This window comes from Peribacillus sp. NPDC097224, from assembly GCF_044761985.1.
In the GTDB taxonomy this organism is placed as follows: Bacteria; Bacillota; Bacilli; order Bacillales; family DSM-1321; genus Peribacillus.
Map to the genome: position 1 here is coordinate 23,552 of NZ_JBIWDK010000013.1, position 25,324 is coordinate 48,875.

Consider the following 25,324-nt stretch of genomic DNA (forward strand, 5'->3'; position numbering starts at 1 on the left):
TTTTTCAATATAATAGGTATAAAGTCTTAGAGAAATAGGTGATATTTTTGTTTTGTTCAACATGTGGTAAGAAACTATCAAGCGATGGTCGCTATTGTCCTAGTTGTGGGAATAAGAAAAAGAAATCTAAATTAATACCATTCTTAGTTATATTAAGTATTTTAAGCACATTAACTTTTGTGTTGACCATCAAATATTATTGGGATGAAGCGGACAATAAAAAAACAGCCACTATACCTACTGTAGTAGAAACCAAAAAAGATAAAAATGAAACGGGGAAAAAGAAAGAAGTAACAAGGGTGGTTGCATCAAAGCCAGTTGAGAAGATGAAAGAAGATACAAAACAAAGTGTCACGCAGATCATCGAGGAATCTCAGAAAAAAGTGTATACCATTTTTGCCGGGGACAGCCAAGGTTCTGGATTTTTAATTAATGACAAAGGTGATGTCTTGACAAATGCACATGTTGTGGAAGGGTATCTTGAAACAAGTATTAAAGATAAAGGTGGCACAGAGTATAATGGAAAGGTTATCGGTTATTCCACCGATACAGATGTAGCCATTATTAGAGTTCCCAAATTAGCCGGGATAAAGCCAATTGATGTTGAAAAAACAGGAGGGGCCAAGATTGGTCAGGAAGTAGTCGCACTTGGCAGTCCATTGGGCCTTGAGAATACAGCAACGCTTGGGACCATAACTGGAGTGGATCGCAGTTTCTTTATTGGAGAGCGTTCATATGATAATATTTATCAAATGTCAGCTCATATTGCTCCAGGTAGTAGCGGTGGACCTCTTGTTTCCATGGAAACAGGAAAGGCTGTGGCCATTAATTCAGCAAGGTTAATAACGGATGAATCCGTAGGGTTCAGCATACCAATAAAGGATATATTCCTGTTAATCGAAGGCTGGATCGCTCAACCACTCTCAGAACAGGAAATTAGCGATTTGTTTTACAATGAATCCGGCAGTTATTATTACGAAGACGAATCAGATGGTGAGTGGTATTTCGAGGGGGGCGATTATAATGATGAAGAAGACAGTTATTATGATATCCCAGATGAATGGTCAGAATCAGAGGAAGACTTTGAAGACTACGATGAGTACGAAGACTTTGAGGACTATGAAGAGGAAATTATAGACGAAGATGATAGTGAAGATATGGATGAAGATTATTATTCGGACTATGAAAACGAAGACTTGGCTGAGGATGGCGAAGATTATTCTGACGAAGATGGTTATGAAGACGAAGATGAAGAATATGACTATGAAGATGAGGATGAAGACTACGAGAATTATGAGGATAACGAAGGTAATGAAGTTGGCAATGAAGATGATAGTGACTATTAAATGACGGGCTTTGAAACTTATAACTGTAAAGAATCCATTCCGATTAAACAGGGATGGATTTTTTCCTGAAAACACTATTTTCCAGAAAAAAAATAATAAAACACCTTTTTTATAGAATATTAAAATATCTAAAATATTTATTCCAATAATAACCTCGCTAGAATATATTAATTTAAAGTCTAAATAGTAGTTAAGATATAAACAAAGATCGAAAATACATTTAATTCCAATTACCTATTTTAGTTTAATTTAGAAGTTATATATAGGTAAACTCCTCTACGATAATTAAAAGTTTCTATTCTCAAATAATGGGTAACTATAAATATGGTTGGTAAAAAAATTAAGGGGAATCGTTCATGAAAATTACACCTGAGCAAAGAATTGAACTTCATGGCTTCAACAATCTTACTAAATCATTAAGTTTTAATATGTATGATATTTGTTATACGAAAACAAAAGAGGAACGTGAAGCATACTTAGAATATATTGATGAACAATACAATGCGGAAAGACTCTCTAGCATATTGAAGAATGTATCGGATTTAATTGGAGCTCATGTTTTGAATACAGCCAAACAGGATTACATACCACAGGGAGCAAGCGTGACGATGCTTATTTCTGAGGGGCCCGTCGTAGAAGTACCCACCGATACCTATAAGGAAACGCCTGGACCTTTGCCGAACAATGTTGTCATGCAGTTGGATAAGAGCCACATTACGGTTCATACATACCCTGAGTTTCATCCCAATGAGGGAATCAGTACATTCAGGGCCGATATTGACGTATCTACGTGTGGGGAAATTTCTCCATTAAAAGCACTTAATTACCTGATTCATTCTTTTGACACCGATATCATCACGATAGATTATCGGGTTCGAGGATTTACCAGAGATACAAATGGTCGCAAATTGTTCATCGATCATGATATAAATTCCATTCAAAATTATATCCCTGATGAAGTAAAGGGATTATACGATATGATCGATGTGAATGTGTACCAAGAGAATATCTTTCATACTAAATGTAAACTGAAAAGATTCGAACTAAACAATTATCTATTTGATTATTCAGAAGAAAAACTAAAACCAACTGAACGTGATGAAATTATCGAAAGGCTTCAAACGGAAATGGATGAAATTTTTTACGGGGCAAATGTTTCGGTACCCAAGTAAGACTAGCACCTTGGGTAAGAATAACTTGTTAACTTTACAATAGTAATTGAAGCCAAAACGGCTGCAGGCAAAAGTCAGATTTCAAGGACTTTTGCGGCAGCCGTTTTCTTTTTCGCATATTCAATGGTAAACGCGATGAATGGAGGGATAAAGCTGATAAGAGTAATGCCGAGCAATGAGAGGAATAAATGACTACCCACCCATGTAAGGTTGCCGAGTAGGTAACCCGCACATACCCAAGTGATCGTCCAGACCATCGCTCCGACCATATTATGTCCGATAAATCGTTTGAACGAATAGCGTGTGAACCCACTAATGAAAGGTAAGGTTGTGCTAAGTAAAGGAACGAATCGGGAGAACATAATCGCGTATTTTCCATAACTGGTTAAAAATCGATGGGTCTTTTCAATAGATTTATTTGGGATGTACTTAAATACTGAGTATTTCTTTTCTTTCTTCGTGGATTTCCCAATCAGGTTCCCGATAAAATAATTCTGGGCGTCCCCCGCAACAGTTGCAAGGAAGAAAAGGAACAAAAGTGTAGGGAAACTCAAGTGTCCAATCGCAGCAATGGTACCGCTGGCAAACAAAGTCGCATCTCCAGGCAGGAAAGTCAGAACAATATAAGCCGTCTTCGCGAAAATGATGATGAATAAAATGACATAAATTTGTTTACCGAAAACAGTGATATATTGAGTCAGATCCGTATCGATCGATTGAGTAAAATGTAAAAGATTATGCAAATTAATGCACCCTCCTTTATGAGAATAAAAAATTCTAGAATGTAGTTTGATAAAAATAATTCCAAAGACGGATAAAAAGATAAAGGAAAAAGCCAGATTTACACCCTTAGTAATATTACATATTATATTATGCCAAGTAAATGGTTTATAACTGGGAATATGGGGGGGATTGAGTCTTATAATGTATTGGGGAGTGAAAAATTAGTGAATTGTTTTTATGGAATGTAGATATTAACTTTAATAAAATTCTCCACCAGACTATTAATTAGAAAAGGGTAGCAAATACCCATGGATTTGAGTCAATATTTTGGACACACAAAAGTAAAATCTTAAGCTGTATTTCTAATTTGATTTTCAATCGCTTGTGGGGTTTGGTACCCCAAAATATAGGCATTAGCATACGGGCACCCTTTTTGGCTAAAGGATTGCTTAATATGATGATTTTGGATATGTTGAGTAAACTCACCACATATTGTGGGCCATGATCTGTATGAAGAACTAAGCCCTCCGTGGGCTTTTGTGAAGTGTGTGCGTGATTGAAAGCTTGAATAACCAGTTCAGTCGTCTTAGAACGCGAAAAGGGATAGCCTACTATTTTCTTAGAATGAAGATCCAATACAGAAGCTAAATAACACCATCCGTCGTTTAACGTATGAATATACGTAATATCGGCTGCCCATTTCTCATTAATAGTCTGGGTGGTAAAATCTCGTTTGAGCAAATTCTCTAATTGTATAACCTTCTCTTTAGGTGGATAAGGACGGTATTTTTTCTTAGTGATAGAACGGATTCCCATCTTACTCATTAGGCGCTGAACACGCTTTAGACTTAGACTAAATCCTTTGGTTAATAAGATTTCATGGATTTTGGGAGCACCATAGCGACCTTTGCTTTCTAAGTGAATGAGATGAATTTCTTTCGTTAGCTCTTCGTTTTCTGTTCGCGATTTGATACGACTAGTTGAAGAGACTGATAATGACTGCTTCTTGGGATTTCTAATACTTCACACATTCTCTTTACGAAATATTGTTTTTGTGTTCCACGATAAATTCGGTGAGATCTGTCTCAGTTACTTTTTGGCGAATATGGCCATAGCCTTTTTAGGATTTCAACTTCTTGCTTTAACCGAAGGTTTTCCTTCTGTATCGCAGCCAATTCCTTCGGAGTCATGGACTCTTCCCCTATACCAATAGGGGTAAATTCTTTAACCCACTTATAAATTGTTACGTCAGATACGCCATATTCGCCACTTAATTCTCTTACTGAGTTACCCGAATGATATAGATTTACAATAATCTTCTTAAACTCATTATTATATTTCTTGCCTGTATGCTTACGTTCCAATCCGAACATATCCTCTCAAAAATCATTGTAAGGATTTAACTAAAATGTGTCCATGAAACTATACTGACTCCAGTGTCGTAGTACTAGAATGGAAGAAATTTTCATTCAGCTTTATTAAAAAAGTAAGCAAGTTTAACGTCTCCAAGGCATTCAAGGTTAAGGGTAGAAGGCTTAGGTGGTTTTTTAGTTTAGCGGTAAACTGTGATATAGAGGCGGTTTAAATTATACTCAGTTTTATTTCCTATGAAAAATTTATCGCTTGATCATTTATTTGAATTATGTGTGATAATGATAAAATCAAATCTGGTTTATGAGATATAACTTTACATAACTCGCATTCAATATAATCTGTTATACGAAACTACTAAAAAATAGTAGAATTAATTTAGATATCCAGTTATTGACACAACGTGTAGAATGGTGGTATTTTAATAACACACAAGTTCTTTATAAAGAACAATTAGGTTTCTAGATAAGAAAGGAAAACTCTTTTATCTCTTAGGGATTATTTAACACCTTATTTAATTTTTATAAATTAAATCGAACTTAAAAAGCTTTAATACCAAAGTTCAGTTTTAATATGGATGTTCGCTATTAAGAATATCGACTTGAAATCAATATTAAAATTTGGTGATGTCTCCTTACCAATATTAATGGAGGCACTCGACCATACTGTGGGTTGAAATAAACCTTAGACGCGAGTCGTCGAGAGTGTGGTGAGAGGCGGGGTTAAATGCCCTATTTATTATTTTAACACTTTATTTAGTTCGTGATTTGGGGGTGTTTAGCATAACGATTCTTGTAACTGGAGGGGCTGGCTTTATTGGAAGCCACATAAGTGTTGAATTATTAAATGCCGGATATAATCTGATGATTGTTGATAATTTTTCAAATAGTAATCCAGAGGTACTAAGACGAATTCAAAAAATTACAGGAAAATCTTTTGAAATTCACCAGATCGATTTGTTAAATGAAAAAGATTTAGAACGAGTATTCATAGAAAATAGGATAGAGGCAGTTATTCACTTAGCTGGTCTTAAAGCAGTTGGGGAATCTGTTGTTGAGCCACTCAAGTATTATAGAACAAATATAAATAGTACGATTAACTTATGTAAACTAATGAAAAAGTATCATGTTAGGAAATTAGTATTCAGTTCTTCAGCAACTGTTTATGGTATGCCGGATAAAGTTCCTATTGCAGAAGACTTTCCTCTAAAGGCAATGAACCCATATGGTAGGACAAAGCTAATGATTGAAGAAATACTTCAAGATATATATATATCCGATAAACAATGGAGTATTTCTATTTTGAGATATTTCAATCCAATTGGCGCTCATGAAAGCGGACTAATAGGTGATAATCCAAATGGAATTCCAAATAACTTAATGCCTTTTATAACTAAAGTAGCAATAGGTGAACTAAAAGAACTGAAAGTGTTTGGTCAACATTACCCTACAATTGATGGTACAGGAGTTAGGGATTATATTCATGTTATTGATTTAGCTAAAGGACATGTGGCCGCTCTTGACAAAGTACTGAAAAGGAACAGTATAAACACTTATAATCTAGGAACAGGCCAAGGCTATAGTGTATTAGAAATTATAACAGCCTTCGAGTCGATAACTGGTATAAAGATTCCATTTCAACTAAGCGAACCTAGATTAGGTGATATAGCAATTTGCTATGCTGATTCATCAAAAGCCAAGATGGAATTGGGCTGGGAAGCAGAGAAGGGAATCATAGAGATGTGTAGAGATGCTTGGCGATGGCAGAGAAATAATCCTAACGGTTATCAAGATAATAAGTTGATATCAAATTCTCGTATACGTGATTCGGGACTAATGAATATGGAAAGTACGGAAGAAGTCGAGAAGAATGTAGTAGATGAAAAGACTTACACCTAATAATATAAAATCATAACAATATAGGAAAACGTTCAAAATTTATCGTAATTAAATATCAAAAAAAGTAGCAAATTTGCATTATAGTTTAAATGACATATGGAAAATCTGGTAGAAGTTGAAATGATGTTAAAACTTATTAAAGAACCTTTAATAATATACTACAAAGTAGTTAAAGAGGTAATCGAATGATTGGAAAAAATATAGCTGAAATTAGGAAAAAAAGAGGGTATACCCTCTCAGAACTTGCTAAAAAGTCTAAAATCTCCAAGTCATATCTAAGTAATATTGAACGTAATATTAACAAAAATCCTTCCCTGGAAGTAATGAAAAAGATTGCGACAGTTTTAAAGGTAGATCTCATATCATTATTGAAAAATGGATTGGAAGGGGAGAAAAGTCTGCTTATCGAAAAAGAATGGATTGGTTTCTTTAATGAACTAAAGGAATTAGGGGTGGAAAAGAATCAACTCCACGAATATAAAACTTTAATTGAGTTTATTAAATGGAAAAATGAAAGTTCTAAACGTAAATGAACAATCTACATTAAATGTTGATATTAATAAATAAATTACATTAATTTAACTTGAGCTCGAGTGGGTGACTTTTTTGAACGTATTATTTATAACTTTATTAAATATGGAGAATGTTGACGAAAGAGGAATCTATACGGACCTTGTCAGAGAACTTGCGAGTAGAGGTATAAATATGCATGTGGTCTTTCCGAGGGAAAGGAGAACAAAATTACCTACAGAGCTTACTTCGATTAGAAATATTAAGCTTTTGAAAGTAAGAACTGGAAATATTACTAAAACGAGCTTTATTGAGAAGGGTTTATCAACCCTTACAATAGACAAGCAATACCTCAAGGCAGTGAAAAAGTATCTTAAAGATGTGCGATTTGACTTAGTCATTTATTCAACTCCACCAATTACTTTTGTAAAAGTTGTTAATTACCTAAAAAAGAAACATGAAAGTAAAACATATTTATTACTTAAAGATATTTTTCCACAAAATGCAGTAGATATTGATTTAATTAAAAATAGAGGTTTTATATGGAGATATTTCAGAAAAAAAGAAAAAAAATTATATCAATTATCAGATAAGATTGGCTGCATGTCAAAAGGAAATGTAAACTACATTTTACAACATAATTCTTTTATTGACAAAAGAAATGTCGAGGTATTTCCTAATTCAATTGAGCCTGTCGAAATAAGAGTAAATGTGAATAAAGAAATCTATAAAAAATACCACATATCAGAAGAATCAACTTTATTTGTTTATGGAGGGAACTTAGGTAAACCCCAGGGGATTAATTTCATATTAAAAGTAATAGAAAATTTTCACAAAGTGGATAGTGGGCACCTATTAATCGTAGGATCTGGTACGGAATATAAAAAAATAGAAAAACACATACATAATGCGAAACCGAAAAATGTAAGTTTACACAAAAACTTACCTAAAAAAGAATATGATAAATTACTTGAAAATGCTGATGTTGGATTAATTTTTTTAGATAAAAGATTTACAATACCTAATTTTCCCTCTAGATTAACTTCATATTTAGAATACTCACTCCCAATACTTGCCGCAACAGATAAAAATACAGATTTAAAAGACATATTAAGTGAAGCTGAAAGTGGACTTTGGTCAGAAAGCGAGGATATAGAGTCTTTTATTGATAATGCAAAACTACTCTCAACTAATAAAGAACTCAGAACTCAATTGGGTCTAAATGGAAGAAAATACTTAGAAGCACATTATAACATAAAAGAAACAGTCAATATAATTATAAAGCATTTGTAAATGGAGATGATTTGTATGTTTAAGGATAAAACTTTATTAATTACTGGAGGAACAGGTTCCTTTGGAAACGCGGTAATGAAAAGATTCCTAAATACAGATGTAAAAGAAATCCGAATTTTTTCTCGTGATGAAAAAAAGCAAGATGATATGCGAAAATTATATAAAAGTGAGAAACTCAAGTTTTATTTAGGAGACGTTAGAGATCTTTCAAGTATAAAGAATGCTATGTATAACGTAGATTACGTGTTTCATGCAGCAGCCTTTAAACAAGTACCTTCTTGTGAGTTTTTCCCTCTGGAAGCAGTAAAAACGAATATTATTGGTACTGATCACGTCCTAACTGCTGCCATAGATTATGGAATAAAAAAGGTGATTTGTCTGTCAACTGATAAGGCTGCTTATCCTATTAATGCAATGGGCATTTCAAAAGCAATGATGGAAAAGGTATTTATTGCAAAGGCCAATACAGTTTCTTCAGATAGTATTCTCATTTGTGGTACAAGATATGGAAACGTAATGGCTTCCCGTGGTTCAGTGATCCCTTTATTTATCGAACAAATAAAAAGTGGAAAACCAATAACAATAACAAATCCTAACATGACTAGATTCCTCATGACTCTAGAAGAAGCTGTGGAATTGGTAGTATTTGCTTTTCAACATGCAGAAGCCGGTGACATATTAGTTCAAAAAGCTCCGGCATGTCGAATAGGGGATTTAGCTCAAGCTCTGTTAGAACTATTTAACGAAAGTAACGATATTAAAATAATCGGAACTAGGCACGGAGAAAAGCTTTATGAAACTCTCCTTACAAGAGAAGAATTTTTAGTAGCAGAAGATTTAGGAGGTTTTTTCAGAGTACCATCCGATAAAAGAGATTTGAACTATGATAAGTATTTTGCTAAAGGAGACAAAAAGTTATCAAAAGAAGAAGAATATAACTCCCAAAATACTCAAATTTTAAATATAGAGCAAATTAAAGAGAAATTAATTGAATTAGAGTTTGTTCGTAATGAATTAAAAGAGGTTAAGGAAAGCAAGGAGAGTATAAAGGTACTTTAATAGCTAAATGAATATACCTTATTAACTTTTCAATAACTTAATAGATACATTAACAATTAATATATATAAATAAGACTCTGCGGGAGGAACTTATTTAATTAATAGAAAGGTCTGAGTCATTATGAAAATACTTATTACAGGGGCAGCTGGTTTTATTGGGAAAAACCTAGTTGCAGATTTGAAAAATAAGGAGAATAACGAAATATTTGAATTCAGAAGAGAAACAGATGCTTCGTTATTAGACAAATATACAAAAGAATGTGAATTTGTATTTCATTTAGCAGGAGTAAATAGACCCAATGATGAAAACGAATACATGAAAGGGAACTTTGAATTCACATCAAATTTAATAGAATCTTTAAAAAGAAATCAGAATAAATCTCCCATATTAATTACATCCTCCTCACAGGCTGATCAAGATAATCCATATGGTAGAAGTAAGAAAGCTTCCGAACAGTTAGTATTCTCTTATAGCAAAGAAGTGGGAGTTAGAACTTTAGTCTACAGACTACCAAATCTTTTTGGAAAATGGTGCAGACCGAATTATAACAGTGTTGTTGCAACCTTTTGCCATAATATTTCAAGAGGAATGGATATACAGGTTAATAACCCCAAAACTGAACTTACATTATGTTATATAGATGACGTATTAGCAGAATTTTCTCGAGCGTTAAATGGTAATGAAACAATGGAAAAAGAATACTGTAGAGTGCCAGTAACATACAAAATCTGTCTAGATGAACTAATAGACAAACTTTATTCTTTTAATAATAACCGGAAATCGTTAGTAATGCCTTCTTTAGAGGGTGAATTTGATAGATTATTATATAGTACCTTCTTATCTTATTTAGATGAAGATAATTTTTCTTATAAACTAAAAAAAAATGTAGACAGTCGTGGTTGGCTTGCAGAGTTTATTAAGTCTCAAAGTATGGGCCAAATTTTCATTTCAAAAACCAAACCTGGTGTTATAAGAGGAAATCATTGGCATCATACGAAAGTAGAAAAGTTTCTGGTTATTCAAGGAGAAGCTACTATTAAATTTAGGAATATTTATTCGGAAAAGGTACTTGAATACAATGTGGATGGAGAAACTCCTGAGGTAGTAGATATTCCTGCAGGTTATTCGCACTCTATAGAAAATACTGGAGTTAAGGATGTCATTACTTTATTTTGGGCTTGTGAAATTTTTAATCCAGAAAAGCCTGATACTTATTTTGTGGAGGTTTAAGTAAAATGGAAAAGATGAAAGTTATGACAATAGTAGGGACAAGACCAGAAATTATTAGATTGTCTGAAGTAATAAAATCATTAGATAGATATTTTAATCATGTTTTAGTACACACCGGGCAAAATTGGGATTATTCACTTAATAATATTTTTTTCGAGGAATTAAGTCTAAGAAAACCAAATCATTATTTAAATGTCGTAGGTGAAGACTTGGGTGAAACAATGGGGAATATTATTACTTCTTCCTATAAAATCTTAATACAGGAAGAACCTGATGCTCTTTTGATTTTAGGAGATACAAACAGTTGCTTAAGTGCAATATCAGCGAAACGCTTAAAAATACCAATTTTTCATATGGAAGCAGGAAATCGTTGTTTTGATCAAAACGTCCCTGAAGAAATTAATAGAATGATTATCGATCATGTAGCAGATATTAACCTTCCTTACACAGAGCATAGTAGACGTTATCTATTGACAGAAGGTATTCGTAAAGATCATATCTTTGTGACTGGTTCACCAATGACAGAAGTATTAAGTGTGAATATGGAAGGTATTCGTAATAGTAAAGTAATCGAAGAACTAAATCTTGAAAGAGGAAAATATATACTTATTTCTGCACATCGTGAAGAAAATATAGATAATGAAAATAATTTCTTTTCTCTAATGAAAGCAATTAATAATATTGCAGAAAAATATCAAGTTCCAGTAATTTATTCGACTCATCCACGTAGTTTCAAAAAGATTGAAGAAAGAGGAATTACCTTTCATCCCCTTATAAAGAAATTAAAACCTTTTGGTTTTCTTGACTATAACCAACTACAAATGAATGCTTTCACAGTCCTTTCTGACAGCGGTACATTATCAGAAGAATCTGCTATTCTAGGTTTCCCAGGCGTATTGATTAGAACATCAACTGAACGTCCAGAAGTACTTGATAAAGGAACGGTAGTAATTGGTGGTATTACAGAAAAAGATATTGAGCAGGCTGTAGAATTGAGTAGAGCAATGTGGGAGAAAGGCGAGAAAACATATCTTGCTAATGATTATCAGGATGTAAATGTATCTGTAAAAGTTACAAAGATTATTCAAAACTATACAAAAATTATCAATAATGTAATTTGGGGAAAAGTATAAATGAATAATTCCACATGTAATTTTGATATTTTATTTTTAGGCGGAGTATTTAATGAAAAAAAAATCATTAAGGAGAGCAAGAGCAACGTACAGTTTGCTGCGAACGCCCTTCAGTGGAATATTATAGAAGGACTAGATTTAATAAATTCACACCCTATAAATTTATTAAATGCTGTATTTATAGGATCTTATCCAAGTTTTTATAAGAAAGCGATTATTAAAAGGAACGATTGGTCACATGTAGAAGGTGCAAATGATATAGATGTTAATTTTTTGAATATTCCAATTTTAAAGAAATTTTCTCGTGGTTGGAGCCTATCTAGAGAAATTAAAAACTGGGTAAATATTAAAGATGAACGAAAAAAAGTAATTATTGCATATTCTATGGATTATTCTATACTTAGAGCCTTAAAGACAGCCAAGGCAAGCCAATCAGCAATAACAACTTGTTTAGTTGTACCTGATTTACCTCAGTTCATGAATCTTACTTCCACAGAAAAAGCAAGCTATAAATTTTTAAAAAAGTTGGAAATAAAGATGATTAATAGTTTGCAACATTATGTTGATTCCTATGTGTTATTAACCAAGCAGATGGCTGATACTCTGAAGTTACAGAATAAACCTTATGTGGTTGTTGAAGGAATGGTAAATATTAAAGAACAAGTTAAACCTCACATTTTAAAAGAAAGTGGAAAGAAAAGTGATTTAAAAACTATTTTATATACCGGTAGTTTAAATGAAAAATACGGTATTTTAGATCTTCTTATGGCGTTTGAGCTAATCGATAAGGAAAATTATAGATTACAAATTTGTGGAACAGGTGAAACCGAAAAAGAAATTAAAGAAATGGCTAAACGTGATAGCAGAATTGAATTTTATGGACGTGTGAGTAGAGAAGAGGCTATGAAACTTCAAAAAAAGGCAACAGTACTAATAAACCCAAGAAATAGTAAAGGTGAATACACTAAATATTCCTTTCCCTCAAAGTTAATGGAGTATTTGGTCTCGGGAGTACCTACTATAGCTTATAAATTACCGGGTATGCCAGAAGAATATAATGATTATATTTATTTTATTAATGGGAATTCCTTAAATAGCATAACAAATACTTTAATAAGGGTATGTGAAAAGAGTCCAAATGAATTGATGGAATTTGGAGATAAAGCAAGGAATTATGTTTTATCCGAAAAAAATAATATGAAACAAGTGGAAAAAATAATAAGTTTATTTTGAATTTCATTATTTTATTTGGCCTTAAAACATCTTTGGTTAGCTGTTTGGTTTATATATTCTGACTACAAATTGAAAGTAAAGTAAATAATTAAAACTATTAACTGTTAAATATAAATAATAAATAAAATGACTTTCTGAATTGTATATTGGTTCAGCATTATTTAGTGAGGTAAAATATGCGTTCTAATAAAAAACAAATAAGGTATGTTGGTGTTAGTTCAGATACTAGTCTTAAAACTAACAGTTTTCTGTCCAATATTAATAAATGGATCATTCTTTTTATGTGTACTTGGTACTCATGGCCTTACTTCAACTATAAATTGGGAGTAATACCATTCTTATTAATCCTTATAATTTGGTTTTTTACTACAGATTACCGGTGGGTTTTTCAAAGAATACCCCTTGATTTAGTAATGGTAATTATTTGGGCAATAACATTTTTACCATATATTTTAACAGGTGGTTTTTTGTACGGCATAGTAGATGGAAAATATGTAATGATTACTTTTATATTATTTATCGGTGGAATATTTATAAATCATTATTATATGTACTACAATAATAATGATTTAGTCCTGGGGAAAGTAGCTTTTTTTTCAATACTGTTTTATGTCATTGCTTCTACCCAAACATATTTAGGTTTAAAAGACTATCCTCTTGCTGCACGGGGACTTGCTACAGGAAGCGACCCATTACAGCAAACCTACTTATCTTTAGGTATAGGGGGGTTTGGTTTTGTTTATAGTGCTGTTTTTATAAACATTCTAATTTTATACTTTGTTATAAAAAAAGTTCAAGATGTTAATAAATTTTACAAAATTCTTTGCCTTTTTATTTATATTATTATAACTACTATGCTAATTTCCGCTTCATACGCTACCGCCATACTAGTACTATTAACAGGAACTCTTTTGATTGTAATGATTAAAGGGAAAAAAAGTTTTATTTTTTGTATGATATTGGTTTTTTTATTCTTGTTCTTAATCAATCCTATAGAAATGATTGGCTATTTTTTAATAGAGAGCGCAAAGCTATTCAAAACAAATGAGGTAATTAGTTCTAAATTTTTAGATCTTGCGCAAGGCTTTGTTAGTGAATCAGTCGGTTCTCAAACCTCTGGGAGGGGGCAACTTTATTTAGCATCTTTAGAGACTTTTTTGAGAAATCCAATATTCGGAATATACGGACCATTTGGTCATGATTTTAAATCTGAAGTTGGAGGACACTCCGGGTGGCTTGATCTTATGGCATATTACGGTTTATTCGGGTCGCTTCCACTGTTTATAGCGATCTTTTTGAATTTTCGAAAACAGTTAAGGTTTTATGCTAGTCATCCATACTTTCACGTTTTATTAACTGCACAACTTTTATTTGTAATTTTTGGATTTATAAATCCTATTATTTATATTTACCAAATAGGATTTGTTTTATTTGTTGTTGGACCCTCAATTCCATACTTACCATATGCGTTTTCGAAGAAATCATGAGAAAGGAAATATCAATCAAATGAAAATATTATGGGTGACTAATGTCCCATTGCCAGAAGCCAGTTTACTTATGAGTGAAAAACCTATAGCTTTCGGCGGATGGCTTGTTAATGCAGCCGCTAATTTAGCAAAGGAAAAGAATATTAAACTGGAAATATCATTTCCAAAAAAAGGGACAAAAAAAGTTAATATTTTAAAAGCCAAGGACATAATATACTATACTTTCCCATCTATTGGTTACAGTAATAAAGAAAAGAAAAAAAACAATAATTTACTATATATTATTGAAAAATCAAAACCTGATCTGGTGCATATCTTTGGAACAGAATGTGCTCATACTCTTGCTATGGTAAATATGTGTAAAAAGAAAAATATAAATGTTGTAATATCCATTCAAGGTCTACTGTCATATATTGCTGAGCATTATATGAATGGCATACCAGATAAAATTCAAAAAAAATATACATTTAGAGATTTTATCAAGCGAGATAACTTAAAATTACAAAAAAATAAATTTGTAATGCGGGGGAAATATGAAATAGAAGCTATACAAAAAACAAACCATGTTATTGGTAGGACTACTTGGGATAATGCTTGTACATCTATAATTAATCCAGAAATTCAATATCATCACTGCAATGAAACATTAAGGGATGAGTTTTATAAATATTCTTGGGATAATACTTATTGTGAAAAGTATTCGATATTTGTAAGTCAAGGTTCATATCCCATAAAGGGGTTACATTTTTTACTTGAAGCAATGCCAATAATATTAAAGAGGTATCCATTAGCTAAAATATATATTGGTGGTCATGATATTACTAATTATGAAAACTTAAATAATAAACTGAAAATTTCGTCATACGGAAAGTATATAAAGAGCTTAATTAAAAAGTATAAGTTACAAGAAAAAGTCCAATTTACTGGAGTGTTAAATGAAAAAGAAATGTGTAAGCAGTACTTAAAGTCAAATGTATTTGTGTGTCCTTCTACTATAGAAAATAGTCCTAATTCACTTGGGGAAGCTATGATTCTTGGAGTACCCTCTGTTGCTGCAAATGTGGGTGGCATTTCTGATTTATTAAAACATAAAGAAGAAGGGTTTATTTATCAATCAGACGCCTCATATATGCTTGCTCATTATATATGTGAGATATTCGGAAATGAAAAGATCGCAATAAACTTTTCTCAGAAATCCAAAATTAAGGCATCTCAATTACATGACGCAGAAGTTAACAATAAGAAACTTCTTGAAATTTACTTAACAATCAGTAAGAAAAAAATATTTAATATCTCATCATAAGGAGATTATCTATGAGTATTTTGGTAAGTATCAACTGTATCACTTATAACCACGAAAATTTTATTGAAGATGCAATTGTAAGCTTTTTGAAACAGCAAACGAATTTTGATTTTGAAATAATTATTGGAGAGGATTGCAGTACTGATAATACTAGAAAAATAATTGAAAAGTATGTAAATCTATATCCAGAAAAGATTAAATTGATTACGTCTGAAATGAATATAGGAGCTGAGAAAAACTTACGCCGTATTCATGAAAAATCACGGGGGAAATTTATAGCATTATGCGAGGGTGATGATTTTTGGACTGACCCCCTCAAATTACAAAAACAAGTAGAATATATGGAAGAAAACCCCGAATGCACTTTGTGTTTCCATAATGCAAAAGTAATTGACTCTAATAAAACATTAGTTCGTAGAGCAGTTGTTCCCTGGATGAAAAATAATAAAAAATATTACTTGAGGAAAAACACAAAATATTCAGCAGGAGAACTTGCTTTGCTAGGGTATATTCCTACAGCATCCTTTATTTATCCTAAGCACCTATTAGATAACCCTCCACAATGGTGTATTAACTCTGTTGCTGGAGATAATGTAATAAAACTAATTACCTCCAGCAATGGTTATGCTTATTATATAGACGAATATATGTCAGCTTATAGATTTGGAGTTGAGGGATCATCTACAACAAATTGGGTAAAAATGAATGACACACAAGAAAAAAAAATCAAGCTTTTAATGAGATTTATTAAATTTTATGAGGAATTTGATAGATATTCTAATTATAAATATAAGAATGAAATTGATGATGTAAAAAAGATTTTCGAATTTCAAATATCGGTTATAAATGGTGATTGGCAAGGTAAAAAAAGTAGGAAATATTATAAACGAATTCTTGCTGGACTGGATTTAAAAGATAAAATAATAATATACTCAAGGTACTATTTTCCTTCGGTATATGCCAAGTTAAATAAATTGAGAATTTTTGTTTTAAACACTAAATGAAATTAAATCAGGGAAATGATCTGAAAATAAAAACTATAAGGGGATTAATTTGGAGTTTTGCAGAATTATTGGGCACACAGGGAATCCAATTTATTGTTATTATGATTCTTGCAAGGCAATTATCTCCTGAGAATTTCGGTTTCATTGGAATGCTAGTTATATTTATAGCATTATCTAATTTAATAATAGATAGTGGGTTTACTCAAGCTCTAATTCGAGAAAGTTATGCTAGTGAATCTGACTATTCTACTGTATTCTTTTTTAATTTGTTCATGTCTTGCTCATTATTCATTATACTTTATTTTTTCGCTCCAATTTTTAGTAGCTTTTTTAAAGAGGAACAACTAATCCCTTTATTAAGAGTACTATCATTAGGTCTTATTATTAATTCTTTAGGGATTATTCAAAGAGTGATTCTTATAAAGAAAATAGACTTTAAAACACAAACTAAGATAAATCTTTTAGCTGCAACTATTTCAGGTTTTGTCGCGATAATTTTTGCCTTACGTGGTTACGGTGTGTGGAGTCTTGTTGCTCAAACGCTAACCTTACAGATAACCCAAACAGTACTATTATGGACCAATAATAAATGGTTTCCCATATTTTTTTTTAGTATACCATCATTTAAACGACTCTTTGGTTTCGGATTCAAATTATTAATTTCTGGTTTAATAGATACTATATACAATAATTTATTTTCGATAATCATAGGAAGATTATATCCAGCTGCTCAATTAGGATTATATACTAACGCGGTTAAACTAGGCGATATGTTTACAATCTCCATAACTAGTGCTATTCAACGAGTAACTTATCCAGTATTAAGTAGTATCCAAGAAGATAAAGACCGCTTAAGATATGGGTTTCAAAGGATTATAAGAACATCTGCATATATAATGTTTCCTATTATGTCTGGATTAATAGCTGTTTCTGACACACTCATCCCTGTTTTACTAGGACCAAGATGGTTTGGATCTATCATATACTTTAAACTTTTATGTATAGCTGGAATGCTATACCCACTTCATGCTATAAATTTGAACATTCTCCAAGTTAAGGGGAAGTCAAGCATATTCCTAAAACTGGAGATTATTAAGAAAATACTATTAACATTTCTAATTGTTGTATCAATTTATTTTTCATTAGGCATTATAGGGTTAATAGGAGCTGCAATAATATGTTCATACCTTTCTTTAGTTATTAATGCTTATTATTCAGCTAGAGAAATTGCGTATTCCATTTCACAACAGATTAAAGATATCCTACCAATTTTTCTGTTTTCTGTTTTTATGGGTAGTTTTGTTTATTTGCTAGGTATTGTATTACCTGTTAGTAAACTTATTAAACTTTTTATACAGATAAGCAGTGGTTCCTTGCTATATGTATTAGTAAGCTGGATATTTAAAATAAAAGAGTTTGAAACAATTTGTCAAGTTCTTTTTCAATTTTTAAAGAAAGCCAAGCAGAGGAAAATCAATTCGAAGGGAGCTTAGTATTAGATGAAAATGAATACGATTAGTTTTCAAAAATATAAAAATGTACTGAGAAAAATGGGGTTGGATTTTAGCTTACTTATTAATGATATTGATAGTTTAGAAAGATTAGATTCCTTTATATACAAAATGGATTCAAATTATTTATTACCGAGTGATAATGATGTTGAGCTGAAAGACTATTCAAAAAAGTTAATTGAAAATGCATATAACTTTATTTTAGTTGAGGACGATAACGATATAAGCATACTTTCAATATATGTGAATGATCTCATCACTAAAACAGCTTATTGTAGTTCCATAGGAATTTTACCGACACATCAAGGGAGGAATATCGCACCAATTTTAATAGACTTTGGTATTCAATTTTCAAAAGAAATGGGAATGGAGTTGATAAAGGCAGAAGTTAATAAAAGCAATTCTAAAATGATTACATTATTCACTGGATATGATTTTCATATTAGTAGTGAGACCGAGAAAAATTCTTATATTATTACTAAAGAGCTCAACGTACCTTAATTTAAAGAATTCAAATAATTAAATGGATATTTGAATTTACTTATTAATTTGGAGGCGGACTTATGATGAAGGGTATCATTTTAGCTGGAGGTAATGGGACGAGATTATATCCGATAACTCAAGCTATATCAAAACAATTGTTACCGATATATGATAAACCTATGATTTATTATCCACTATCTGTTCTTATGTTATCAGGGATTAGGGAAATACTGATCATTTCTACACCGAAAGATATTCCTCTTTTTATGAATTTACTTGGTGATGGATCTAAATTGGGAATAAAACTTGAATATGCAATTCAAAAGCATCCAAGAGGGCTAGCGGATGCTTTTATTATTGGAGAAGAATTCATAGGTAATGATAATGTCTGCCTTATACTAGGTGATAATATTTTTTATGGACAGGGATTTACTCCTTTACTAAAAACTGCTTCAACCCTAAATGAGGGTGCAATTGTTTTTGGATATCAAGTAAAAGATCCAGAGCGTTTTGGGATTGTGGAAATTGATCATGAGAATAACGCTTTGTCTATAGAAGAAAAGCCAGCATTTCCAAAGTCTAATTATGCTGTAACAGGCTTATATTTTTACGATAATAACGTAATTGAGATTGCAAAAAATATTAGGCCATCTGTTAGAGGTGAATTAGAAATTACGGATATCAATCAAGTTTATTTAAAAAGAAAAAAACTGAAAGTAGGTCTTCTTGGTCGAGGATTTACTTGGCTTGATACAGGGACATTTGAAAGTTTTTTAGAAGCTGGCCAATTTGTTGAGACTATTGAAAAGAGGCAAGGTTATAAAATAGCCTGTTTAGAAGAAATCAGTTATCGGAACAATTGGGTCTCTTCTGATGAAGTGTTATCAATAGCGCTTCAATATAAAAACGACTACGGTACTTATTTAAATGAATTAGTGAATGGGAGGTTTATAGATGATTCCGGTTACTCAACCCTTTCTGCCTCCAAAAGATGAATATTACAGTTTAATTTCAAAGTTATGGGATACGAAGTGGTTAACAAATAACGGTGTATATGTAACCCAGTTAGAGAAGCAGTTAGAGGATTACCTAAATATATCCTCTCTCCACTTTGTCAGCAATGGCACTATTGCTCTACAGCTAGCAATAAGAACTTTGGGAATAAAGGATGAAGTCATTACCACCCCTTTTTCGTTTGTTGCGACAACAACATCTATTTTATGGGAGAATTGTGACCCCGTATTTGTAGATATTGATCCAAAAACCTTTTGTATTGACCCAAATAAAATTGAGGAAGCTATTACGAGTAAAACGGAGGCAATTTTAGCTACTCATGTATTTGGTATACCATGTGATATAGAAAAAATCGAGATTATCGCAAAAAAGCATGGACTTAAAGTGATTTATGATGCTGCACATGCTTTCGGTGTCCAATACAAAGGGAAATCCGTCCTAGGATTTGGAGACATATCCACCATAAGCTTTCATTCAACAAAGCTCTTTCATACTATAGAAGGTGGGGCCGTAATAAATAATGCGGAAATAGAATTAGATCAGGACATTAGATTATTAAGAAGTTTCGGGTTTGACAGTGGACAGCATTACACACCAGGAATTAATGCAAAGAACTCCGAGTTTCATGCAGCAATGGGCTTATGTAATTTAAAATATATTGATGATATCTTTATCCACAGGAAGAACTTAACTGAAACGTATGATGCACTTTTGGCAAGTAATTATGAAAGGCCCTTTATTTCGGATGACATTAAATATAACTATTCATATTACCCCGTAGTTTTTGAGTCAGAAAAAGAACTACTATATATAAAAAATAAATTAATGGAAAATGATATAGAGACAAAGAGATATTTTAATCCATCTTTAAATAAACTACCGTATTTAACAACCATTATCTCTTGTCCCATATCTGAAGATATATCTAAGAGAATTTTATGTTTGCCTTTATTTAGCGATTTAAGTATGAACGATGTTATAAAAATATCTGCATTGATAATGGGGAAGAGAACAAAAGCACTGGTTAACTAACAATACCTTCAATTTTTAATAACACCTGCTTATATATAAAATTAGAAAACATAATTAATACAAAAATTCATATTTGAAAAGGGAGTGAGAATAAATGAACTTACTTATTACAGGAGGGGCAGGATTTATAGGTTCTAATTTTGTTTCATACATTTTAGATAAGTATGAGGATATTCATATCGTGAACTTTGATAAATTGACCTCCGCAGGGAAACTTGAAAATCTTAAAGATATTCTGAGTCATCCCCGTCATTCATTTATTCAAGGAGATATTTGTGATCAATTACTTGTTAAGAAGACCTTTGAACAGTATCAAATTGATGGGGTTATTCATTTTGCAGCGGAGTCACACGTAGATAATTCAATTCAAAATCCAGCACTATTTGTGCAAACAAATGTCCTAGGAACATTTACTTTGCTTGAAACAGCCCGGAAAGCTTGGATGGACGGTATAGGTACTTATAAAAAACAATATCAAAAGGCTAGATTTCATCATATTTCTACTGATGAAGTATATGGAACTCTAGGAATTAATGGATTTTTCAATGAAGATTCATCTTATTCTCCAAACAGTCCCTATTCTGCAAGTAAAGCCTCTTCAGATATGTTGGTACGGAGTTATTTTCATACATATGATATGAATGTTATTTCTACCAACTGTTCAAACAATTATGGACCGAATCAACACGATGAAAAACTAATTCCGGCGATTATCAAAAAAGCATTAGATTTAGAGCCTATAACAATATATGGAGATGGACAGAATATTCGTGATTGGTTATATGTACTGGATCATTGTTTTGCGATAGAAAAAGTTTTTTTTGAAGGAAAGCCAGGAGAGACCTATTTAATAGGTGGCCATTGTGAGAAGACAAATATTGAAATTGCTCATACAATATGTGACTTTCTTGATAGACAAAGTCCTACTCAAATTAATGAAAAAGGAATTACAAGTTATAGAGAATTAATTGAATTTGTTAAAGATCGACCTGGACATGATTTTAGGTATGCAATTGATGATTCGAAATTACGGAACCAGTTGGGATTTCAAGCAGAGTATACTTTTGAGAAGGGAATTGAGAAAACGATTTTGCATTATCTAAAGCTTTCCAATGAGAAAAAATTTATGTCTAATATTAATTAAAATATGAAATTGTAAAAACACCATATAAAAAATATAATCAACTCATAAAAAGCGTGGTTTAATGGAAGGTTTTAATGTTTTTGAATCTAGTTTATCGGAAAAAATTATACATTTAGGTACAGAAGATGATTGGGTAAAGGTCATTGAAAAGTTCCAACATTTAGATATTTATTATTCTAAGGAGTATTTAAATTTATTTGCTGCGTTTGAAGACGGTTTAACAGAAGCAGTTTTTTATGAAAATGAAGATGGAAAAGTATTTTATCCATTTATTAAAAGGAAGATTGATATAAAGGAAGGATACTTTGATATTATAACTCCATACGGCTATGGGGGACCTGTTTTGGAAGGGAAACCGAGTGTAATTAAAAAGTTTTATGAACATTTTAATAACTATTGTTTAAATAACAATATTATTACCGAGACAATTAGCTTACACCCATTAATTAATAATTATGACTATATTAAGAATACTATGAGAGTTGATTATATTCGAAGAACGGAAGCAATAGATTTAACTCTTTCTTTAGAAGAGATAAGAAATAATTACTCTTCTACCAATAAAAGAAATATTCGAAAAGCCATTAGAGAAGGAGTACAAGTTAATGTTTCAAATACTAGGGAAGATATAGAAATTTTTATGAATTTATATTATGAAACAATGGATCGCAATAATGCGTCGAAGTTTTATTATTTCAACAAATCCTACTTCTATGGACAAATGGAAGAAACGAAATTAAGTAAATCCTATCTTTTATTAGCTAGATTTAATGAGCAAATTATTGGTGGAATATTATTGATTATTGGAAAGGAGTTTGCTCATTATCATTTGGGAGCTTCAAAGACAGAATATTTATTTCTAAGACCCAATAACTTATTATTCGATACAATGATAGAGTTCACTAAATCTTTTGATTTGAAAGCACTTCATTTAGGGGGGGGTTATAAGGATAATGATAGTCTTTACAAATTCAAGAAATCATTTTCAAATAATGATTCACTTTATTACTTTCTTGGAAAGAACATCATTAACGAAAAAATATATAATGAACTGTCAAAATCTATAATAAATGATTTTTCAGGAAGTTCCAAAACTGATTTTTTCCCTTCATACCGGGATTTAACTTAGCTACTAGGGAAAAAAATTATATATAAAAATTAAATTTAAAAGGAGATATTAACTTATTAACTTTATTTTTCAAATCGATTAATAAGAATAGTTGATCTAGAAAAAATCCATGAGGGTTAACTAGCCAATTGTGGAGCGGGTGTTCTATTAAAATTAATATCTTATCCTGATTGGCAGTATCGTTTTTTAGATAAAAACCTTTTTGGAATGAAACACTAAAGTATTACATATTACTCGAAAAATATTTTTAATATTCTCATTTCTACTTTCAGAAATATATAATATCGGCTACCCACTATAGTTTTCAGTAGTAGCATAAAGGAAGCTAAGGATTCTTATTAATTTCATAAAATTGAAAAGAGGTGAAAAAATGAAAAAGATATCAAGTTTTACCTTACCCTCTTTAAAGACTGGTACATTTGTTAAAAATATTTTTATTTTATTTTTGTTTATCATTTTGATTATGTCAGCCATTTGGATAAGTTTTTTACAGTTCCGATCACCAGAAGTTCTTACGCTTAATTCAAGTACAAAACAATTTTCTGCTGAAAGAGCTATGTCTCATTTAAAAGAATTTGCAGTTAAACCTCATCCACTTGGTTCTGAAGAGCATGATCGAGTGAGAGATTATTTAATGAAGTCTTTGAAAAATTTAGGTGTATCTCCTGAAATACAAAAGTCAGACAGCTTCATCACAGAATGGGGTATTGTTTATGATGGGAAAATAGAAAACATTATCGCAAGAATTCCAGGTAAAGATTCATCAAAGGCTATTATGATTGCATCACATTATGATTCTGTACCGACTAGTCCAGGGGCTGCTGATGATGGTTCAGGTGTGGCATCAATTTTAGAAACGGTAAGAATTTTGTCAGAATCACCGACTTTGAAAAATGATGTTATTATTTTAATAACAGATGGTGAAGAAAGTGGACTATTAGGGGCACAAGCATTTGTGAATCAACATCCATGGGCAAGAGAAGTAGGTTTAGTGTTTAACTTTGAAGCTCGTGGAAGTATGGGCCCATCTGTTTTATTTGAGACAAGTGAAGGAAATTCTAGGTTGATTTCTGAATTTATAAAAGGGGCTCCAAACCCAGTTGCGCATTCTTTCATTTATAATCTATATAAAGTACTCCCGCATGATACTGATTTAACAATTTTTAAACAATCGGGTATGCAGGGTTTGAACTTTGGTTTCTTCGAGGGGGAAAGTAGATATCATACAAATCATGATAATATAGAAAATTTGAGTCTAAGTAGTCTCCAACATCATGGTGATTATATGGTACATCTAGTACAGCATTTCGGTAATTTGAATTTAGTTGAAAAAAAAGAAGGTAATAAAATATATTTTAACGTATTAGGGAGATATATTATTACATATTCTGAGCTTTTTGTTATCCCAATAATGTTTATTACTATTGGTTTTTATATTTTTTCATTTATACATGGACATAAGAGGAAGAAAGTTACATTAACTGGTACAAGCTTGGGATTCTTTCTTTTTTTGATTACACTTGGTTTAGGATATACTCTTGGTCGGATTTTATGGGGTATCTTCTCCAATATGCACCCCGAGAATACTCAGACTATAGACAGTAATGTCATTTTTGTAGGAATGATATTTATACTATTCTCCATAAATGCACTTGTTTATCAATTAGTTTCTAAAAAAATTAATGTCTTTAATCTTACTATGGGAGCATTACTTGCTTGGCTTCTATTGTTAGTTATAACAAGTGTTCTCTTTATAGGGTCCAGTTATATCTTTGCATGGCCTTTGCTATTTGGATTAATAGGCCTAAATTTAATGATGAAATTAGAAAAAGTATATTCTTTAAAGGGATATATAATCACGATAGGATTTACGATACTTGTTCTTCTTCTAACTGCCCCAGTTATATATTTGATGTATATTTTACTTACATTAAAATCAGTAGGAGTTCTTTTAGCGCTTATATCTTTATTAGGAGTTTTTATTATCCCTATACTATCTACATTAAAACTAGGATCTTTTTTTGGATTGCCGGTGCTTTTATTATCAATTGGCACTTTTTTTCTTTTTTGGAGTAACGTTTTATAAATTAATAAATTTCAAAAATTATCTAAAAGCTAGAAACATTTAAACATTAGAAATGCAATTAAGCCATTAAATTCACACAATAGAAAACTAACTATGTCTTCGTTGAATGCAATGCAAAGGATGGACAATGGTGTCTTTAAATTATTGGGGTCGATATGGTCA

General features: G+C 31.6%; 20 protein-coding genes and 1 pseudogene. 19 read left to right on the plus strand and 2 right to left on the minus strand.

Features of this window, described 5'->3' with window-relative positions:
- The first annotated feature begins 47 nt into the window (after nt 1-47).
- Together ACIQXR_RS18740 and speD are read left to right on the plus strand one after the other, a co-directional pair.
- A complete protein-coding gene (locus ACIQXR_RS18740; RefSeq protein ID WP_403080553.1) occupies nt 48-1,346 on the plus strand; it encodes a trypsin-like peptidase domain-containing protein in 1,299 nt (432 codons plus the stop codon).
- Nucleotides 1,347-1,702: 356 nt separating this feature from the next.
- Entirely contained in the window at nt 1,703-2,518 is an 816-nt protein-coding gene (gene speD, locus ACIQXR_RS18745) for an adenosylmethionine decarboxylase (protein ID WP_402873080.1), read from the plus strand.
- A 74-nt stretch (nt 2,519-2,592) separates the two neighbouring features.
- On the opposite strand, the gene ACIQXR_RS18750 is transcribed toward speD, so the two are convergent.
- Nucleotides 2,593-3,261, minus strand: a complete 669-nt coding sequence (locus ACIQXR_RS18750; protein ID WP_402873077.1) for a VTT domain-containing protein — start codon at nt 3,259-3,261, stop codon at nt 2,593-2,595.
- A gap of 383 nt (nt 3,262-3,644) precedes the next feature.
- A pseudogene (locus tag ACIQXR_RS18755) lies at nt 3,645-4,614 on the minus strand (IS3 family transposase); the annotation flags it as partial.
- A gap of 780 nt (nt 4,615-5,394) precedes the next feature.
- On the opposite strand from ACIQXR_RS18755, the gene galE reads away from it, so the two are divergent.
- The 17 genes from galE to ACIQXR_RS18840 all read left to right on the plus strand — a co-directional run bounded on the left by galE (nt 5,395) and on the right by ACIQXR_RS18840 (nt 25,162).
- A complete protein-coding gene (gene galE, locus ACIQXR_RS18760) occupies nt 5,395-6,510 on the plus strand; it encodes a UDP-glucose 4-epimerase GalE (RefSeq protein WP_402873235.1) in 1,116 nt (371 codons plus the stop codon).
- A gap of 185 nt (nt 6,511-6,695) precedes the next feature.
- Nucleotides 6,696-7,043 carry a helix-turn-helix domain-containing protein gene (locus tag ACIQXR_RS18765; RefSeq protein ID WP_402873074.1) on the plus strand — a complete coding sequence of 116 codons (348 nt, stop codon included), beginning with the start codon at nt 6,696-6,698 and terminating at the stop codon, nt 7,041-7,043.
- 64 nt (nt 7,044-7,107) lie between these two features.
- Nucleotides 7,108-8,313 (plus strand): glycosyltransferase family 4 protein, encoded by a 1,206-nt coding sequence (locus ACIQXR_RS18770; protein WP_403080555.1) that lies wholly within the window; start codon nt 7,108-7,110, stop codon nt 8,311-8,313.
- 15 nt (nt 8,314-8,328) lie between these two features.
- A complete protein-coding gene (locus ACIQXR_RS18775) occupies nt 8,329-9,372 on the plus strand; it encodes a polysaccharide biosynthesis protein (protein WP_402873069.1) in 1,044 nt (347 codons plus the stop codon).
- 121 nt (nt 9,373-9,493) lie between these two features.
- A complete protein-coding gene (locus ACIQXR_RS18780) occupies nt 9,494-10,603 on the plus strand; it encodes a polysaccharide biosynthesis C-terminal domain-containing protein (RefSeq protein WP_402873066.1) in 1,110 nt (369 codons plus the stop codon).
- A gap of 5 nt (nt 10,604-10,608) precedes the next feature.
- The gene (gene wecB, locus ACIQXR_RS18785) at nt 10,609-11,736 is read left to right on the plus strand and encodes a non-hydrolyzing UDP-N-acetylglucosamine 2-epimerase (protein WP_402873063.1); all 1,128 of its coding nucleotides are present in this window, start codon (nt 10,609-10,611) and stop codon (nt 11,734-11,736) included.
- Nucleotides 11,737-12,969 (plus strand): glycosyltransferase, encoded by a 1,233-nt coding sequence (locus ACIQXR_RS18790; RefSeq protein WP_402873061.1) that lies wholly within the window; start codon nt 11,737-11,739, stop codon nt 12,967-12,969.
- A 176-nt stretch (nt 12,970-13,145) separates the two neighbouring features.
- Nucleotides 13,146-14,456: a hypothetical protein gene (locus tag ACIQXR_RS18795; RefSeq protein WP_402873058.1), complete on the plus strand. Its 1,311-nt coding sequence runs from the start codon at nt 13,146-13,148 to the stop codon at nt 14,454-14,456.
- Between the two features lie 19 nt (nt 14,457-14,475).
- Nucleotides 14,476-15,759, plus strand: coding sequence for a glycosyltransferase family 4 protein (locus tag ACIQXR_RS18800; protein WP_402873055.1), 1,284 nt, complete (start codon nt 14,476-14,478; stop codon nt 15,757-15,759).
- A gap of 11 nt (nt 15,760-15,770) precedes the next feature.
- Nucleotides 15,771-16,763, plus strand: a complete 993-nt coding sequence (locus ACIQXR_RS18805) for a glycosyltransferase (RefSeq protein WP_402873053.1) — start codon at nt 15,771-15,773, stop codon at nt 16,761-16,763.
- The gene (locus tag ACIQXR_RS18810; protein WP_402873050.1) at nt 16,760-18,256 is read left to right on the plus strand and encodes a lipopolysaccharide biosynthesis protein; all 1,497 of its coding nucleotides are present in this window, start codon (nt 16,760-16,762) and stop codon (nt 18,254-18,256) included. Before ACIQXR_RS18805 ends, ACIQXR_RS18810 begins: the two co-directional genes overlap by 4 nt.
- Before the next feature lie 6 nt (nt 18,257-18,262).
- Nucleotides 18,263-18,775, plus strand: coding sequence for a GNAT family N-acetyltransferase (locus ACIQXR_RS18815; RefSeq protein ID WP_402873048.1), 513 nt, complete (start codon nt 18,263-18,265; stop codon nt 18,773-18,775).
- 65 nt (nt 18,776-18,840) lie between these two features.
- The gene (gene rfbA / locus ACIQXR_RS18820; RefSeq protein WP_402873232.1) at nt 18,841-19,752 is read left to right on the plus strand and encodes a glucose-1-phosphate thymidylyltransferase RfbA; all 912 of its coding nucleotides are present in this window, start codon (nt 18,841-18,843) and stop codon (nt 19,750-19,752) included.
- On the plus strand, nt 19,712-20,803 hold the full coding sequence (locus ACIQXR_RS18825; protein ID WP_402873046.1) for a DegT/DnrJ/EryC1/StrS family aminotransferase: 1,092 nt from the start codon (nt 19,712-19,714) through the stop codon (nt 20,801-20,803). The genes rfbA and ACIQXR_RS18825 overlap by 41 nt, the downstream gene beginning before the upstream one ends.
- Before the next feature lie 94 nt (nt 20,804-20,897).
- On the plus strand, nt 20,898-21,947 hold the full coding sequence (gene rfbB, locus ACIQXR_RS18830; RefSeq protein ID WP_402873044.1) for a dTDP-glucose 4,6-dehydratase: 1,050 nt from the start codon (nt 20,898-20,900) through the stop codon (nt 21,945-21,947).
- Nucleotides 21,948-22,008: 61 nt separating this feature from the next.
- Nucleotides 22,009-23,076, plus strand: coding sequence for a peptidoglycan bridge formation glycyltransferase FemA/FemB family protein (locus tag ACIQXR_RS18835; RefSeq protein ID WP_402873042.1), 1,068 nt, complete (start codon nt 22,009-22,011; stop codon nt 23,074-23,076).
- A 370-nt stretch (nt 23,077-23,446) separates the two neighbouring features.
- Nucleotides 23,447-25,162: a M20/M25/M40 family metallo-hydrolase gene (locus ACIQXR_RS18840; RefSeq protein WP_402873039.1), complete on the plus strand. Its 1,716-nt coding sequence runs from the start codon at nt 23,447-23,449 to the stop codon at nt 25,160-25,162.
- Nucleotides 25,163-25,324: the final 162 nt, after the last annotated feature.

Coding starts and splice junctions, on each gene's coding strand:
- speD (WP_402873080.1), top strand. CDS start 1,703: ATGAAAATTACACCTGAGCAAAGAATTGAACTTCATGGCTTCAACAAT.
- ACIQXR_RS18765 (WP_402873074.1), top strand. CDS start 6,696: ATGATTGGAAAAAATATAGCTGAAATTAGGAAAAAAAGAGGGTATACC.
- ACIQXR_RS18775 (WP_402873069.1), top strand. CDS start 8,329: ATGTTTAAGGATAAAACTTTATTAATTACTGGAGGAACAGGTTCCTTT.
- ACIQXR_RS18780 (WP_402873066.1), top strand. CDS start 9,494: ATGAAAATACTTATTACAGGGGCAGCTGGTTTTATTGGGAAAAACCTA.
- wecB (WP_402873063.1), top strand. CDS start 10,609: ATGGAAAAGATGAAAGTTATGACAATAGTAGGGACAAGACCAGAAATT.
- ACIQXR_RS18790 (WP_402873061.1), top strand. CDS start 11,737: ATGAATAATTCCACATGTAATTTTGATATTTTATTTTTAGGCGGAGTA.
- ACIQXR_RS18795 (WP_402873058.1), top strand. CDS start 13,146: ATGCGTTCTAATAAAAAACAAATAAGGTATGTTGGTGTTAGTTCAGAT.
- ACIQXR_RS18800 (WP_402873055.1), top strand. CDS start 14,476: ATGAAAATATTATGGGTGACTAATGTCCCATTGCCAGAAGCCAGTTTA.
- ACIQXR_RS18805 (WP_402873053.1), top strand. CDS start 15,771: ATGAGTATTTTGGTAAGTATCAACTGTATCACTTATAACCACGAAAAT.
- ACIQXR_RS18810 (WP_402873050.1), top strand. CDS start 16,760: ATGAAATTAAATCAGGGAAATGATCTGAAAATAAAAACTATAAGGGGA.
- ACIQXR_RS18815 (WP_402873048.1), top strand. CDS start 18,263: ATGAAAATGAATACGATTAGTTTTCAAAAATATAAAAATGTACTGAGA.
- rfbA (WP_402873232.1), top strand. CDS start 18,841: ATGAAGGGTATCATTTTAGCTGGAGGTAATGGGACGAGATTATATCCG.
- ACIQXR_RS18825 (WP_402873046.1), top strand. CDS start 19,712: ATGATTCCGGTTACTCAACCCTTTCTGCCTCCAAAAGATGAATATTAC.
- rfbB (WP_402873044.1), top strand. CDS start 20,898: ATGAACTTACTTATTACAGGAGGGGCAGGATTTATAGGTTCTAATTTT.
- ACIQXR_RS18835 (WP_402873042.1), top strand. CDS start 22,009: ATGGAAGGTTTTAATGTTTTTGAATCTAGTTTATCGGAAAAAATTATA.
- ACIQXR_RS18840 (WP_402873039.1), top strand. CDS start 23,447: ATGAAAAAGATATCAAGTTTTACCTTACCCTCTTTAAAGACTGGTACA.